Origin of the sequence: Parasphingopyxis sp. CP4 (assembly GCF_013378055.1) — a bacterium.
Classification (GTDB): Bacteria; Pseudomonadota; Alphaproteobacteria; order Sphingomonadales; family Sphingomonadaceae; genus Parasphingopyxis.
Genome location: NZ_CP051130.1, coordinates 464697 through 480613 on the forward strand (window position 1 = coordinate 464697; position 15917 = coordinate 480613).

The following is a 15917-nucleotide window of genomic DNA, read 5'->3' on the forward strand; positions in this document are numbered from 1 at the left end:
GCGGTTTTACGGCAAGTGTCGTTACTCGTCTGTCGACCAACTGCAATATTGGCGCGACGAACGACATGAAAAGCCAGCACTGGCGATTTCCCTTCGGAGTTTCTACATCCCGCCTATGGCGGATTCCAATGTCACCGAAATGTCTGAGCGTGCACGCGATGTGTTTCGTACCGTAGTCGAGAATTATCTCGAAAGCGGCGAACCCGTTGGATCGCGCACGATCTCCAAGATGTCGGGATTGAATCTGTCGCCGGCTTCGATCCGCAATGTGATGCAGGATCTGGAAGAGCTGCAGCTCTTGGCTGCTCCCCATACCAGTGCCGGGCGCATGCCCACCGAGACGGGCCTCAGGCTGTTTGTCGACGGCATGATGCAAGCGGGTCGGCTGACGGTTGCCGAGCAACAGGCCATCGCCACCCAGATTGATGGGGAGGGGCCGGTAGAAGAGGCGGTGGCCAACACCACCGCTGCCTTGTCGGGACTGTCTGCTTGTGCGGGGATCGTCCATGTGGCGAAACGCGAACCGGTGCTCAATCAGTTCGGCTTTGTGCCGCTATCCGATAGCCAGGCGCTGGCAGTGCTTGTCGGCAATGATGGCACCGTCGAAAACCGGATCGTCGATCTGCCGCACTCCATTCCCTCGTCAACACTGGCTGAGGCAGCAAATTATGTCAGCCAACGCCTGTCAGGATTGACCCTGGACGAGGCGCGGGCCCGGCTGACGGAAGAAATTGGCCAGGGGAAGGCGGCACTGGACGATGCGGCGCAGGATCTGATTGCGCGGGGCCTGGCAACCTGGTCGCGCGACAATGCTTCGCGCCCGGTGATGATCGTACGGGGCCAGGCAAATCTGCTCGATGAAACGGCGGCGGCGGATCTGGATCGGGTCAAACAGCTGCTTGGTGAGCTGGAAGGCAAGGAAGAAATTGCCCAACTGCTCGATCATGCGCGCGATGCCCGCGCGACGAAAATCTTCATCGGATCGGAAAATAAGCTGTTTGCGCTTTCCGGATCATCGGTTATCGCCGCGCCCTATCATGATGGCGATGGTCAGGTGGTTGGCGTAGTGGGTGTAATTGGCCCAACGCGCTTGAACTATGCCCGGGTCGTTCCCATGGTGGATTTCACGGCAAAAACCCTCTCGAAATTAGTGAGCTAAAAATAGAGTTATGAACGGCGAAAAGACCGACGATATGGACAAGGAATCCCTTTCGGAAGCGGCCGAAGCTGAACTGGCTGGCGTTCCTGAAGATATGCTGGACGATGGCGCGGAGGACGATGAGACTGTCTCCGATGCGGACCGCGTGGTCGAGCTCGAAGAAGAATTGGCTGAAGCGAAGCAGGCCGTCCTTTACGCGAAAGCCGAAGAGCAGAATACGCGCCGGCGTCTCGAACAAGAAAAGCAAAATGCCAGCTCCTATGCTGCTACGGGCTTTGCGCGCGATATCCTGTCGGTCGCCGACAATCTCGAACGCGCACTGGATGCGATTCCCGATGAGCTGCGCGAAGACGAGAAATTCAAAGGCCTGGTCGCAGGCCTGGAAGCCACCGGACGCGAAATTGTGACGATCTTTGCCAAACACGGCATCGAGCCTGTCGAAGCAATTGGCGAAGAGCTGGATCCAAACCGGCATCAGGCAATGGTCGAAATTCCGACCGATGACGCGGAACCTGGCACCATCGTACAGCAGATGCAGCGCGGTTATGTCATCAAGGATCGCCTGTTGCGCCCGGCTTTGGTCGGCGTTGCCAAAAAGGCCGACTAAAACTCCATGATCATCTGCGAGTTGCAGCGCTGGTAGGGCGTTGGCCAAAGTTCGCCTTCGCCAAGGTCTCGGAATCCAGAGGAGCGATAAAGATAGGTCGCCGCGACCAGCTTGTCGCTCGTCTCGAGCCAGATACCGTCAGCGCCCATTGATCGGGCTTCCTCGATCAGCCGCGTCATGATTTTTCGACCGATGCCCTTGCCGCGTAGATCCGGTTTCGCCGCCATTTTGACGATCTCGACGAAAAACTTGTCATCGCTCGGCTGGAGGTGGGCAGGCAGCACGGCGCCGCATCCGCATACCTCGCCATCGATCTCCGCAATGATGATTTGACCACCCTTGGCAAGAATCGTGTCGTCGGGGCGTTCCAGCTGGTCCCGATCCGATGGCTCTATCGTGAATTCGTCTTCAATCCAGATCAGGTTCAAATCGGCAAATGCTTTCGCATCGCCCGCCTCGAACCGCCGGATCACCACATCCATATCAAGCCGCCAAAGTGTATCGCGCCTCGCCTGGACCGCGACACATGCGCTTCGATATCCGGGTTTCTTCACCGCTGATGATCACGACATCGGTCACGTCCATGCAGGTTGCGCCATTGGGTTGTGAGTTAAGCGCGGTGACGGTTGAAGAGCCGGAAACGTCGGCGCGGGTAGGGCTGACCCATTCTGCAGTCGCGCCAACTTCTTCCTGCTCGGTCACGGTTTCGGTGGCGGTGGCCATCTCTTCCTGTTCCTCAGGCTCCAATTGGCAGGCAATTTCTGCCACCAGGACCCCGGCAAACTGACCGGCAATAAAGCCTCCCAGCGCACCTATACCGGCGGCTTCGCCGACTATTCCGCCCAGCAGGCCGCCCAAGATGCCGCCACCGGCGCGTTCGGTATCACATGAACCTCCACCATCGGATTCACGCCGTCTCGTTGCCCGTACCGTGCCATCTTCGCGATCGCGTTCGGCGGTTACGGCCGTGCTTTGATAATCTGCGCACATTTCGGAATAGCGGCAGAACCGTTCCTGCAGATATTCACGGTCCTCTTCATATTGCGCTTCCAGGCCACGGAGCCGCGCCATGTGGCGTCCGTCCGGATTGGAATCGGCATGTTCTTGCGTAATCTCGGCATAAAATCCGTCCGCCTGTTCTTGCGTATAGGCAAAGTCATTCATGACTTGGGATTCATAGAGCTCTGTCAAAGCTTCCTGATGTTCGATCATGCGAACACGAAACTCTGCCAGCACCGTGCCGTGATAGGCGTCAAGTTGTTCGGTGCAGCGCGTTGTGGCTGCAGCTTTTTCGAACGGTTCGCGATATTCGCGATATTGATACAGGCAATCGGGGTAGGTGACGCCGCTCATCACCGGTGTGGGAGGAATGTCTGGAAGCGGCGGCGGCGGCGGACGCTGAGCCTGACCGGCAACTGGTATTGCGGTGAGCGCCGCAACAGCAAATATTGCTCCCATCAGTTTCTTCAGACCAAATCCCATATCATCCCCCTGTTCCCGGGAATCATTAGCGGTCAATGCTGTGCTCGGCAATGAAGCTGGCGGGGTTATCCGTTCAATATGGTTTGAAGGGCAAGATTGCCTCGAAACTTCCGAGCGGCGGGGCACCGGGTACCGTTTGCCCGTTTCTCAGCAGGAAAACATGCCGGACAATTTCGGCCTGTTGTTCAATGCCATAGCGTTTGAGCGGCCATCCCGGGCGGATCGAATAATGATAGCGACAGAAGGGATGGCGACGGAGCGGCAGGAATATCCCGGATTGATACTGCCAGACATGGGTCATCTCGTGCAGGAACAAGGCCTGCAGCTTGAGCGGTACTGTCCCAAAATCGTCGCGCCAATAGGGTCCCTTGGGGTGAAACCAGATGCCACCGGTCGGCGCCATGAGCGTGTTGACCGGCTGCAACGGATACCATTTCCGTTTGTGAAGTTTCACCGCATCATAGTCGATTGCATCGCCAAAGATGCTGGCAACGAGCTTGCGCTCGGCAACGGTCAAAGGGCGGGCGGTAGCGGTCATCGCTCGCTTATTCGGTTATATATGGGGGCAGGGGCAAGGACTGTTTCAGCGCCTTGCCCCTGCGATCCGATTAGTTGCTGTACAGTTCGGACACATCCAGGATCGCGGATTCGAGCCGCGAATTTCCATAGGTGCCGACCCAGATATCATATTGGCCGGATCGCGGCGTCTCAAAACGGATCGACGGATTAAGCCCGTTTCCGCTGTCATCGTCGCAATACCAGTTGCCGTCCGGTCCGTTGACCACGAGCGTCGTATCCGCGCTTGATTCAACGGAAATGTTCAGCGGCAGGCGTCCGCTGGAATAGTTGACCCGATAGTCTGGCGCCCGGGCAATATAGCCGCGGCACGGGCTGCCGAGGGTCGATGCGTCGATCGGACCGCCGGATTGTAGCCGTACCCGATGCGGGTCGGGCGTAAACCCCGAGCGCAGGTTGGCCGTCCCGTAGTTCGGATCGAGCGAGAAATCGGGCCCGCCGCTGCTGTTGCCGCTCGGCAGGTTGGAGATATCATCATAAAGTTCGGAGATACCGAGTATGGCCGAACGCAGGCTTGCGCTGCCAAATGTGCCGACCCAAACTTCATAGCGGCCAGAGAGCGGATTGTTGAACCGGACTGACGGGTTGAGACCGCTGGCGCTGTCGTCATCGCAATACCAGCGACCGTCTGGCGCATTGACCATCAAGGTTGTGTCTGCGTCCGAGGCGACGGAGAACAGCAGCGGCAGGCTGCCGCTCGAATAGATGACGCGCACATCGGGTGCATTGGCGACATAGCCGCGGCATCCATTGGCCGTGTCAGACGCCAGGTTGCGACCGCCGGAGGAGAGCTCCACGAGGCGCGGATCGTCACTGAAACCGGCTTGGAGCTGGATGGTGCCATAGCTCGGATCGAGATTGACATTTTGTGCATGGGCAGGCGCAGCGGCGATACCGATTGCGCTCGCGCAAATGGCGATTGATCGAATTGCGTTCATGGTGATTACCCCCCGAGAAAAGTGTCAGCAGACGGAGCGACCCAGGTCCGTCTGGCATAGTGGACCAGACGGCCTTCAGCGTCCAGACTGAAAGACGGTGATTCCGTCCATTTTGCGGACAATCTAAACCTGTCAGCCAGGCGCCTAGTTCATCTCGTGATGCACAACTGATGAATCGGATTGCGAGGGTGGGGAGTCGCCGGCGGCAATGGTGGTCGCCTCAACGGTGACGTCACGACCGCTATCGAACCGAAAATTAAGGGAAAGTGATGTTCCTGGCGTGACTTCGGGATCGATACCGAACAGCATCGCATGGCGCCCACCAGGCTCAAAACTCACCACTTCGCCAGCCGGCATATCGGCCGACATGATCGGCCGCATGCGCATCGCATCGCCATCCATTATGGTCTCGTGCAGCTCGATATTGGCGACCCGCTCGCTGTCAATTGCAAGCAGTGTATCGCCCGCTTCTCCGCCGTTTAGCGTGAAATATGCTGCCGCCGGGCGACCATCGACCGCGGGCAGCCTGACCCAGGCATTTTCGACCGTTTCAACCGGCCCAGCCTCTTCGGCGGTGCTGCAGGCAATAAGGGCAAGCGGTGCCAGCGCGGCAACAATCGGTAAGCGCATGATAAATCCCATATCTGAACAATCGTTTTCCTTTACGGGGGGCAAATGGTTGCAGCAAGAAAAACCCCACCTATATCGCGCCTATAACACCGCGCCGGCGGTTCTTGCTTACTCATCAAGGGGAGCCACCGGCTCCGCCGTATTTCGGGGAACTATCGAGGGATAAAATGGCTAAAGTAATTGGTATCGATCTGGGCACGACAAATTCGTGCGTTGCTGTCATGGAAGGCGGCAAGCCCAAAGTTATTGAGAATTCAGAAGGCGAACGGACGACTGCGTCCATGGTCGCCTTCACCAAGGATGGCGAGCGCCTTATCGGCCAGCCGGCAAAGCGCCAGGCCGTCACCAATCCAGACAATACGGTTTTTGCAGTGAAGCGCCTTATCGGCCGCCGCTTCGACGATCCGATGACGAAAAAGGATATGGAGCTGGTTCCCTATAATATCGTCAAAGGCGGCAATGGCGATGCCTGGGTGAAAGCGGGTGGCGAAGATTATAGCCCGTCGCAGATCTCGGCATTCATTCTTCAGAAGATGAAGGAAACCGCCGAGAGCTATCTCGGCGAAACGGTCGAGCAGGCGGTTATCACCGTCCCGGCCTATTTCAACGATGCCCAGCGCCAGGCGACCAAAGACGCGGGCAAGATTGCGGGCCTTGAAGTTTTGCGGATCATCAACGAGCCGACCGCGGCTGCGCTCGCCTATGGCCTGGAGAAGAATGACGGCAAAACCATCGCTGTCTACGATCTGGGCGGCGGCACGTTCGACATCTCGATTCTCGAGATTGGCGACGGCGTTTTCGAAGTGAAGTCGACCAATGGCGACACTTTCCTCGGCGGCGAAGATTTCGACAGCAAGGTTGTCGGCTTCCTGGCGGATGAGTTCAAGAAAGCGGAAGGCATTGATCTTCGCGAAGACAAGCTGGCCCTGCAGCGGCTCAAAGAAGCAGCGGAGAAAGCCAAGATCGAATTGAGCTCGGCTCAGTCGACCGAGGTGAACCTGCCGTTCATCACCGCTGATCAAAATGGTCCCAAGCATCTCGTGAAAACGATTACCCGGTCGGACCTTGAGCAGCTGGTTGGCGATCTGATCAAGCGGACGCTTTCGCCATGCAAAAAGGCACTCGAAGATGGCGCTGTAAAATCTGCCGATATCGACGAAGTGATCATGGTCGGCGGCATGACCCGCATGCCCAAGGTTCGCAGCGTCGTCGAAGAGTTTTTCGGCAAGGAACCGCATACCGGCGTTAACCCGGATGAGGTTGTAGCGATGGGCGCGGCCATTCAGGCCGGCGTTCTGCAGGGTGATGTCAAAGACGTTCTCCTGCTCGACGTTACCCCGCTCTCGCTCGGTATCGAAACGCTCGGTGGCGTGTTCACCCGCATGATCGATCGCAACACCACGATCCCGACGAAGAAGACCCAGGTCTATTCGACAGCGGACGACAATCAGAATGCCGTGACGATCCGTGTGTTCCAGGGCGAACGCGAAATGGCGTCGGACAACAAGATGCTCGGCCAGTTCGATCTGGTTGGCATCCCACCGGCACCGCGCGGCGTTCCGCAGATCGAAGTGACCTTCGATATCGATGCCAATGGCATCGTGAACGTGTCTGCCAAGGATAAGGGCACGGGCAAGGAACAGCAGATCAAGATCCAGGCCTCTGGCGGTCTCGACGATAGCGATATCGAGCAGATGGTTCAGGAAGCGGAGCAGTTTGCCGAAGAAGACAAACAGCGTCGCGAAGCCGCCGAGTCCAAGAACCAGGCCGAAAGCCTTGTTCACACGACCGAACAGCAGCTGTCCGAACATGGCGACAAGATCGATGACGATCTCAAGACTGAAATCGAAACCAAGATTGCCGAAACTAAAACGGCGATTGAGGCAGATGACAGTGCGGCGATGAAGACCACGTCGGAAGAACTTGCACAGGCTGCCATGCAGATGGGCCAGAAGATCTACGAAGCCCAGCAGGCTGAAGGTGGCGCGGCCGAAGGCGAAGCCGCTGATGCAGGTGGATCGAGCGAAGACGAAGATGTCGTCGACGCTGAATTCTCCGAAGTCGACGAAGACCAGAAATCCTAAGATGATCGGGGGAGAGGCGATGCGCTTCTCCCCCGGCTTCGTCACGCTGGGGCAGCCATGACGGAAGTCGATTATTACGAACTGTTGCAGGTGGAACGGGGCGCCGATGGTGCGACGTTAAAATCCGCCTATCGTAAGCTCGCCATGCAATATCATCCGGATCGCAATCCGGGCGATGCAGAATGCGAAGCCAAGTTCAAATCCATCAACGAAGCGTATGAGTGTTTGAAGGATCCGCAGAAGCGCGCGGCCTATGATCGCTTTGGCCATGCTGCCTTCCAAAATGGCGGCGGTGGCGGCGGGCATCAGCAGCAGGATGGTTTCGGCGCATTCTCCGATATCTTCGAGAATATCTTTGGCGAGGATTTCATGGGCGGCGGTCGCGGCCGTGGCCGTGGTCGGGATGTTCGCCGCGGCGCAGACCTGCGATATGACTATGAGATAACCCTGGAAGATGCATTTCAGGGCAAGGACGCCGAGCTGATGCTCGATGTCACCGCGTCGTGCGAGACCTGTGATGGCTCGGGCGCGAAGGCCGGTACATCGGCGCAAACCTGCTCGACATGCCAAGGCCATGGCAAAGTCCGTGCACAGCAGGGCCTGTTCCTCGTCGAGCGCACCTGCCCAAGCTGCCATGGCTTGGGGCAAGTGATCGCCGATCCGTGTGAAGATTGTCGCGGTGAAGGTCGGGTCGATACGACCAAGACTATCGAGGTGAAGATTCCACCGGGTGTCGACGATGGGACACGAATTCGCGTCTCGGGTGAGGGCGAAGCCGGATCGCGTGGCGGCCCGGCCGGCGATCTCTATATTTTCGTTCACCTGACCCGGCACGAGATTTTCCAGCGCGAAGGTACAACCTTGTTCGCGCGCTGCCCGATATCGTTCACAACAGCCGCGCTTGGCGGTGCCATCGACGTGCCGGGCCTGGATGGCGAAGTGCACAGCTTCCAGATTCCCGCCGGCATGCAATCCGGCAAGCAACTTCGGAAACGCGGTGCCGGAATGCCGGTGCTTCAGGGGCGTGGCTTCGGTGATCTGGTTGCGCAATTTGACGTCGAAACACCGACCAAGCTGAACAGCCGGCAGAAAGAGCTGCTCCAGGAGTTTCGCGAGACCGAAACCGGCGAAGAGAGTCCGGAAAGCGCGGGCTTTTTCGACAAGCTGAAAACCATGTTTGGCGAATAGGCGGAGCAGGTGGCGGAATCCGGCTCGTCTGATGCGCAAGCCCAACGTAATGCCGCCATTTCAGCCTATCATCGCGGAGACGCGGACGCGTTGGCGCTGGTCTCGGCAGCTCTAAAAAACAATCCCAATGATGGTGGCCTGCTGATCAGTGAGGCTGCGTTGCGCCTGTCTCGCCATGAGTCCGAGCCATTGGCTCGCCTTGAAGATATTCTCGGCCGCGCCCCCGATTGGGTGGATGGCCATGTCGCGCTGGCGGGTTTCCGTTGGGAAATGGGCGATACTGAGGGCTATCTCGGTGAGATCGAAGCTGCGTTACACAAACTCCCGCGCCATGCGGGCCTTTGGAAAAACTATATCTCGTTATTGGCCGGGTCTGGCAAATTGCTAGCCGCCGCCGATGCTGCACAGACGGCGCGCGAAACCGGGTTCGATATGCCGATGCTGCGCTTGATCGAGGCGATGCACACCGGGGCAGGGGGCGATCTTGGTCGCGCGTCAGCTTTGTTCAAAGATCTGCCGCGTGAATTGCCCGATCTACCGCAACAATTGGCGAGGCATCGTCTGCGCACGGGTGATCTGGACGCGGCAATCGTCGAACTGGATGAAGCCCGATCGCGTCACCCGGACGATGTTTCGAATTGGGCGCTGACGGAAATAGCCTGGCGGCTTGCTGAAGACCCTCGGCATGACTGGTTGGTTGGCGATGGTGCATTATTCGGACCCGCAGATCTCGAAATGTCAGAAACAGAGCTGGCCGATCTGGCCGATCTGCTCCGAGATCTTCACGCGTCAGGGTCTGCGCCGATCGGACAAAGTGTACGCAGCGGAACGCAAACCCGCGGCAATATCTTCAAGCGGATTGAGCGACCGATACAGAATTTGCGGGGCAGGCTTGCCGTCGCTGTTTCCGAGTTCTGGAAAGCGCTTCCAGCGCGCGATGACGCGCATCCGCTGTTACGCCATCGTGATGCCAAGCCGACATTCGTAACCGGCTGGTCGATACGGATCATGGGCGGCGGTTTTCATGTCAGCCATGTGCATCCCGCGGGAGTTTTGAGTTCGGCTTTCTATGCGGCCGTGCCCGACGCGCTGGATCCGGAGCGACAGGAAGGATGGATCGAACTTGGGCGACCTCCCGAAGATCTCAAGATCGACCTTGAGCCACTGGCAACCATAGCGCCCAGGCCTGGTCGCCTTGTCCTGTTTCCGAGCTATCTCTATCACGGCACACGCGCCTTTCCCGCGGGGGAAAGGATGTCCGTCGCCTTTGATATCGCACCGTCCTGAAAGGACTTCCTATGACCAGATATTCCTCCGTCGCCATAGCTGCGTCCATCCTCATCTCAGCTCCAGCCTGTGCGCAGGACAATGAGATGGCTGATGTCGAAGTGACCAGTCAGCAGCTTGCACCAGGCATTGCCGTAATCTTCGGTCGAGGCGGCAATATCGGCGTCTCCTATGGCGAAGACGGAACCGTGCTGATCGACGATCAATTCGCTCCGCTCACCGCCCGCATTCAGGCGGCAATCAGTGATCTAGGCGCTGAACCGACGCGGTTTCTGATCAATACGCACTGGCATGGGGATCATAGCGGCGGCAATGAGAATTTCGGTGAAGCCGGCGCGCTGATCATGGCGCATGAAAATGTCCGGATCCGGATGGCGCAAGGGTCCGACGGGCGCCGCGTGGTTCCACCGGCCCCACCGGCCGCATTGCCGGTTGTAACCTATGAAGATGGCATAAAGCTGCATCTGAATGGCGATACCGTCCACGCCATCCATGTGCATGACGCACATACCGATGGGGACTCGGTGATCTGGTGGGAAAATGCCAATATTGTTCATATGGGCGATCTCTATTTTAGCGGTCGTACATTCCCGTATATCGATCGCGATAGCGGCGGCAGCGTCCAGGGCATGATCCGCGCCGCGAATATGGTGGTGGATATGACCAACGCCGAAACCCAGATTATTGCCGGCCATGGTCCGATGGGCACGCGCGCGGACTTGGTTGGCTATCGCGACATGCTCGTTGCAATCTCTTCGGCGGTGCAAACCGCGATCGATGCGGGCCGCTCGCTGGAAGAAATCCAGGCGATGGGGATTACCGCCGACTACGATCTGGAAGGCGGTTTCATTTCCGGTGAACGATTTATCGGCTTCGTCCATGCGAGTCTTACTGATCCGAGCGCCAGCGAAGATACGCACGACCATGATGATGGCGGTCACAGTCACTAAAAGAACAGGCCGCAAGACGCGAGGTCTGACGGCCTGAACTTCTAACTCGTCGATGGCGCAGCCTAGCCGCCGAAAATAACTCCAATGAACAGGAGCTGGGCCAGCGCTGCGGCAAGGGCGGTGATCGATTTTGAGAACATGTCCATGATCTCTACCTTCCATTGCATGTGAAACGGGGGGTCGTTTCAGACACGAAATGGGGTCCGCCGGCTCGTTCGCCATCGCCAAAAGCAATAGCACGGTTGCAGTTTTTGCAACGATCAGGTGCGAGAATTAGTCCTCTGCAGTCGGCCCGCTGCCACGGGTAAGATCCAACGCCATTCGCCCGATCCGTTCTTCTTTCTCCGCCAGGTTTGCCGCTCTTGCTTCGAGGTTGGCCCGTTTCTCATCGATATATTCGCGGGCCTCCTCCAACCTTAGGCGTTTTTCCTCAAGGTTCTGGGCTTTCTCGTCCAGGCTTTGCGCCCGCTCTTCGAGTTTCCGGGCTTTCTCATCGAGGTTTTGGGACCGTTCAGCTTGCTGTGTCGCTCGCTGTTCCTGCCGCTCAAACTGTTCCGCCAGCAATGCCTCGCGCTCATCCAATTGATGGACTTTGGCTTCAAGGCGTTTGCGAATGCGTTCCTCAACAACCTCGGAACCCTCAAGCATACGTCGCCGACGCTGCGCTCTATCAAATAACTTCATGCTCTGCCCCAAACCAGCCTGTATTTTGGCTGTTAGCTATCGAAAACCCGTTCGAAGATCGTGTCAATGTTTTTAAGATGATAGCCGAGGTCAAATTTCTCTTCGATCTCCGCTTCGCTAAGCGCTGCGGTCACTTCATCATCAGCCTTGAGCAGCTCAAGCAGCGATAGATGGCCATCGGATTCCCACACCTTCATCGCATTGCGCTGGACCAGGCGATACGCGTCTTCGCGTGATACGGCAGCTTGGGTAAGCGCGAGCAATACGCGCTGCGAGTGAACGAGCCCGCCCATCTTGTCCAAATTCTTCTGCATGCGCTCGGGATAGACGAGCAGCTTGTCGATGACGCCGGTCAGGCGACCCAGGGCGAAATCCAGCGTGATGGTGGCGTCCGGCCCAATATAGCGTTCGACCGACGAGTGGCTGATGTCCCGTTCGTGCCACAGCGCAACATTCTCCATCGCGGGTATTGCATAGCCCCGCACCATGCGCGCCAGGCCTGTGAGATTTTCGGTGAGGATCGGATTGCGCTTGTGCGGCATGGCCGAGCTGCCCTTTTGGCCCGGCGAGAAATATTCCTCGGCTTCCAGCACCTCGGTGCGTTGGAGATGCCGGACTTCAACCGCAAGTCGCTCAACCGATGAAGCGATCACGCCCAGTACAGAGAAGAACATGGCGTGACGATCGCGTGGGATCACCTGCGTAGAGATCGGTTCGATCGACAGGCCTAGCTTGTCAGCCACATGCGCTTCGACCCGCGGATCGATATTGGCAAAGGTCCCGACAGCGCCGGATATTGCGCAGGTTGCCACTTCGGCGCGCGCTGATTTCAACCGCGTCTTGCAGCGATCGAATTCTGCATAGGCCTGAGCCAGTTTGAGGCCAAAGGTCACCGGCTCTGCATGAATGCCATGGCTGCGCCCGATGGTTGGTGTGAGCTTATGCTCCATGGCGCGTCGCTTCAGCGCCTCAAGGAGCGCGTCGAGATCGGCGAGCAGGATATCCGACGCCTTGGCGAGCTGAACCGCCAGACAGGTATCGAGGACATCGGAGCTCGTCATGCCCTGGTGCATGAAGCGCGCTTCTTCGCCGACATTTTCGGCTACCCAGGTGAGGAAGGCGATCACGTCATGCTTGGTCACGGCCTCAATCGCATCGATCGCGGCGACATCAATTTCCGGCTCCGTCGCCCACCAGTCCCACAGCGCCTGCGCAGCCGATTCCGGAACTACGCCAAGATCGGCCAGCGCCTGGGTCGCATGGGCTTCAATTTCAAACCAGATGCGGAACTTTGCCTCCGGTTCCCAGATGGCGGTCATTTCGGGCCGGGCGTAGCGCGGGATCATTGCGGGAGAATCCTTCGGACTAGTGAAGCGCGCCGCTTAGCAGGGGGTGGAGCGGGGGACAAATATTGCTGGTTTTTCGTGTGGATAGTCCGGGCTCACAGCGCTCCGTCAGGAAAACCGGGCAATCGACGCCGGCTCGACTGGCTAGAAATCCAACAATATAGAGTAATAACAATGCAATAGAGTATTTTCCTGATTTTGACCTACATCAATGGATTTGCTTTCCGATTCCCTATTCTTCAGCATCAAGAAGACATGTGAATGAAGGGGCAGATCATGGTCGATAAATCTCTCGAAGAGGCTGGGGCGAACGAGGAGAGCGGCAAGACGCCGGCTGCGGTTGAGGCCAAGCCGGCAAATGGCGCTGCGACGGATGCGCCGCCAAGCCCGCAAACGGTCGTTCCCAAACCCACACCAGATCGCATTCGCGAGGCTTTTGAGACCGGCGAATATCCCTATGAGAAAAAGATGTCGCGGCGCAGCTATGAACGCCAGAAAGCGCAGCTGCAGGCCGAACTGCTGAAAGTTCAGCTCTGGGCGCAGGATACAGGCGAGAAGTTTGTACTGCTGTTCGAAGGGCGCGATGCGGCAGGCAAGGGCGGCACGATCAAGCGCTTCACCGAGCATCTCAATCCGCGATCAATCCAGGTTGTGGCTCTTCCCAAACCGGATGATCGCCAGCGCGGCCAATGGTTTTTCCAGCGCTATATCGAGCATCTGCCATCGGCTGGCGAAATGGTTTTCTATGACCGCAGCTGGTATAATCGGGCCGGCGTTGAGCGGGTCATGGGTTTTTGCTCACCCAATGAATATCTCGAATTCATGCGCCAGGTGCCGGACCTTGAACGCATGCTTGTTCGATCCGGAATCAAGCTCTTCAAATATTGGTTCTCGGTTACCCAGGATGAGCAGCATGCGCGCTTCGATTCTCGCCAGACCGATCCGCTGAAACGCTGGAAACTCTCACCGATCGACCAGGCGAGCCTGAGCAAATGGGATGATTATACCGAGGCAAAGGAAGCGATGTTCTTCTATTCGGACACGGCCGATGCGCCCTGGACGATCGTCAAATCCAACGACAAAAAGCGCGCGCGCATCAACTGCATGATGCATTTCCTCGACAGCATCGACTATCCTGACAAGGACCCGACCATCGCGAAAAAGCCCGATCCGTTGATCGTCGGCCGGGCCCAGCATGTGTTGCACAATGCCGAGCATATCCTTGGCACCTCGCTACATCCTGACATGCGAAAGTCGGGAAATGGTGAGGACTAGCTAGCCGTTGGGAGCGATGATCACGCGACCGACGACTTCGCGGCTACGCATCATCTCGAAGGCCTCGCGCCACTGATCAAGCGGTAGGGCAGCATGGACGTGCGGCTTTACTTTCCCGCTCTCGGCCAATGCCCAGATTGCGTCGAGATTTTCCCTACCGCGCTCGGGATAGCGACGGCCATATTCACCGGCGCGCACACCGACGACCGAAAAGCCTTTGATCAGCGGAATATTTGTCGGCACCGTCGCGATCCGGCCCGATGTAAAGCCGACGATCAACAGCCGCCCGCCAAAGGCGATACAGCGCGTGCTTTCGTCAAAGATGTCGCCGCCGACAGGATCATAGATCACATCCGCGCCGCCATCCGTCAGCTCTTTCACCCGTTCGCGAAACCCGTCTGAGACATTGACTGTCGCATCCGGCGCATAATGATCGGCGATAATGGCGAGTTTCTCGTCAGACGCCGACGCTGCGATGACGCGCGCGCCCAATGCCTTGCCGAGATCAACCGCAGCCAAGCCCACACCGCCAGCCGCCCCGTGGACCAGCAACCATTCGCCGACCTGGATTTCTGCCCGGCGAACCAGCGAGACATAGGCCGTGAGATAGGCAACACCGAAGGCCGATGCTGCGTCGTAGTCCAGATTTTTGGGTTTGCGCCGCAATATCGAGGCCGGACACAGAACATACTCCGCAAATCCACCGGAACTGAGGGGCGCGACGACCGCGTCGCCAACCGAGAAACCTGCGACACCATCGCCGAGCGCCGCGATCTCGCCAGTTATGTCTGTGCCCGGTGTGAATGGCAGATCCGGCCGATGCTGATATTTGCCTTCGGTCATCAGCAGATCGGGAAAACCGAGCGCTGCAGCGCGCACATGAAGAAGTACCTCGCCGGGTCCGGGCGTCGGTACAGGCACGTCCTCGACTGCGCACCCGGCAAAGTCCGGTGCGAGATCGGATACGCGCAGCGCGCGCATGGTCGTGGGAAGAGTCATGTCAGATAAGTCCTTGGCTGCGCAGGCTGGTCTGCCCGCGGGTTCCGATAATCAGATGGTCATGCAAAGTGATACCGAGCGGCCGCGCCGCTTCCGCGACTTCCCGGGTCAGCTGGATATCCGCCTTGCTGGGGGAGGGATCGCCCGAGGGATGGTTATGAACAAGAATCATGCCGCTGGCGTGTAGATCGATAGCGCGACGGATGATCTCGCGGACATAGACGGCTGCCTGATCGATCGATCCTTCGGTGACGAGCTCATCACGGATCAACACATTCTTGCCGTCGAGATGCAGCACGCGCACGCGCTCAATCGGTTCATGCGCCATATCGGCGTGCAGATAGTCGGCCAGCGCCTGCCAGTTGGACAGTACAGGCCGGTCTTGCAGGGGATCAGCCAGCAGTCGCAGCGCGGTTGCCTTGGCGATCATCAAGGCAGCGACGGCACCTTCGCTCAACTTGTCGACCCGCGCCAGCGCCGCGGCGTCTGCGGATAATAGCGGGCCAAGACCGCCAAATTCGGCGATCAGTTTTTTCGCGAGCGGCTTGGTATCCCGACGCGGAATGGCGAGCGTGAGCAGATACTCCACAAGCTCATGATCGAGCAGCGCTTCATGCCCGCCTTCGATCAATCGTTTGCGCAACCGGGCGCGGTGTCCCGTGCCGTCCATAGGTGCATCTGCCATTGTGCAACGCTATCGGGATGGCGGCGC

16 protein-coding genes are annotated in these 15917 nt (G+C 58.1%); 7 read left to right on the plus strand and 9 right to left on the minus strand.

Annotation, left to right across the window (positions count from 1 at the left end; genetic code table 11):
* Positions 1-115: 115 nt before the first annotated feature.
* Both hrcA and grpE read left to right on the plus strand, forming a co-directional pair.
* Positions 116-1159 (plus strand): heat-inducible transcriptional repressor HrcA, encoded by a 1044-nt coding sequence (hrcA, locus tag HFP51_RS02270; RefSeq protein ID WP_176874174.1) that lies wholly within the window; start codon positions 116-118, stop codon positions 1157-1159.
* Positions 1160-1169: 10 nt separating this feature from the next.
* Positions 1170-1766, plus strand: coding sequence for a nucleotide exchange factor GrpE (gene grpE / locus HFP51_RS02275; RefSeq protein ID WP_176874175.1), 597 nt, complete (start codon positions 1170-1172; stop codon positions 1764-1766).
* Here grpE and HFP51_RS02280 read toward each other — a convergent pair.
* From HFP51_RS02280 to HFP51_RS02300, 5 genes are all read right to left on the minus strand, one after another.
* Positions 1763-2248 (minus strand): GNAT family N-acetyltransferase, encoded by a 486-nt coding sequence (locus tag HFP51_RS02280; protein ID WP_176874176.1) that lies wholly within the window; start codon positions 2246-2248, stop codon positions 1763-1765. The genes grpE and HFP51_RS02280 overlap by 4 nt on opposite strands.
* Position 2249: 1 nt before the next feature.
* Entirely contained in the window at positions 2250-3248 is a 999-nt protein-coding gene (locus HFP51_RS02285; RefSeq protein ID WP_176874177.1) for a hypothetical protein, read from the minus strand.
* A 73-nt stretch (positions 3249-3321) separates the two neighbouring features.
* Positions 3322-3786 carry a vgr related protein gene (locus HFP51_RS02290; RefSeq protein WP_176874178.1) on the minus strand — a complete coding sequence of 155 codons (465 nt, stop codon included), beginning with the start codon at positions 3784-3786 and terminating at the stop codon, positions 3322-3324.
* A 70-nt stretch (positions 3787-3856) separates the two neighbouring features.
* Positions 3857-4762, minus strand: coding sequence for a hypothetical protein (locus HFP51_RS14645; protein ID WP_218135319.1), 906 nt, complete (start codon positions 4760-4762; stop codon positions 3857-3859).
* A gap of 144 nt (positions 4763-4906) precedes the next feature.
* A complete protein-coding gene (locus HFP51_RS02300) occupies positions 4907-5404 on the minus strand; it encodes a copper chaperone PCu(A)C (protein WP_255454777.1) in 498 nt (165 codons plus the stop codon).
* A gap of 155 nt (positions 5405-5559) precedes the next feature.
* Between HFP51_RS02300 and dnaK the strand changes: the two genes are divergently transcribed.
* From dnaK to HFP51_RS02320, 4 genes are read left to right on the plus strand one after another with little or no spacing between them, the layout of a single operon-like run.
* Positions 5560-7476: a molecular chaperone DnaK gene (dnaK, locus tag HFP51_RS02305; RefSeq protein ID WP_176874179.1), complete on the plus strand. Its 1917-nt coding sequence runs from the start codon at positions 5560-5562 to the stop codon at positions 7474-7476.
* A gap of 57 nt (positions 7477-7533) precedes the next feature.
* Positions 7534-8664, plus strand: coding sequence for a molecular chaperone DnaJ (dnaJ, locus tag HFP51_RS02310; protein ID WP_176874180.1), 1131 nt, complete (start codon positions 7534-7536; stop codon positions 8662-8664).
* 9 nt (positions 8665-8673) lie between these two features.
* Positions 8674-9951: a putative 2OG-Fe(II) oxygenase gene (locus HFP51_RS02315; protein WP_176874181.1), complete on the plus strand. Its 1278-nt coding sequence runs from the start codon at positions 8674-8676 to the stop codon at positions 9949-9951.
* 11 nt (positions 9952-9962) lie between these two features.
* Positions 9963-10901: an MBL fold metallo-hydrolase gene (locus tag HFP51_RS02320; protein ID WP_176874182.1), complete on the plus strand. Its 939-nt coding sequence runs from the start codon at positions 9963-9965 to the stop codon at positions 10899-10901.
* Between the two features lie 273 nt (positions 10902-11174).
* On the opposite strand, the gene HFP51_RS02325 is transcribed toward HFP51_RS02320, so the two are convergent.
* Together HFP51_RS02325 and purB are read right to left on the minus strand one after the other, a co-directional pair.
* On the minus strand, positions 11175-11585 hold the full coding sequence (locus HFP51_RS02325; RefSeq protein ID WP_176874183.1) for a hypothetical protein: 411 nt from the start codon (positions 11583-11585) through the stop codon (positions 11175-11177).
* 32 nt (positions 11586-11617) lie between these two features.
* Entirely contained in the window at positions 11618-12931 is a 1314-nt protein-coding gene (gene purB / locus HFP51_RS02330) for an adenylosuccinate lyase (RefSeq protein ID WP_176874184.1), read from the minus strand.
* A 276-nt stretch (positions 12932-13207) separates the two neighbouring features.
* Between purB and ppk2 the strand changes: the two genes are divergently transcribed.
* Positions 13208-14206, plus strand: coding sequence for a polyphosphate kinase 2 (ppk2, locus tag HFP51_RS02335; protein ID WP_176874185.1), 999 nt, complete (start codon positions 13208-13210; stop codon positions 14204-14206).
* On the opposite strand, the gene HFP51_RS02340 is transcribed toward ppk2, so the two are convergent.
* Together HFP51_RS02340 and radC are read right to left on the minus strand one after the other, a co-directional pair.
* On the minus strand, positions 14207-15205 hold the full coding sequence (locus tag HFP51_RS02340; RefSeq protein ID WP_370462930.1) for an NADPH:quinone oxidoreductase family protein: 999 nt from the start codon (positions 15203-15205) through the stop codon (positions 14207-14209).
* A 1-nt stretch (position 15206) separates the two neighbouring features.
* Positions 15207-15890, minus strand: coding sequence for a DNA repair protein RadC (radC, locus tag HFP51_RS02345; protein WP_176874186.1), 684 nt, complete (start codon positions 15888-15890; stop codon positions 15207-15209).
* Between the last annotated feature and the right edge of the window lie 27 nt (positions 15891-15917).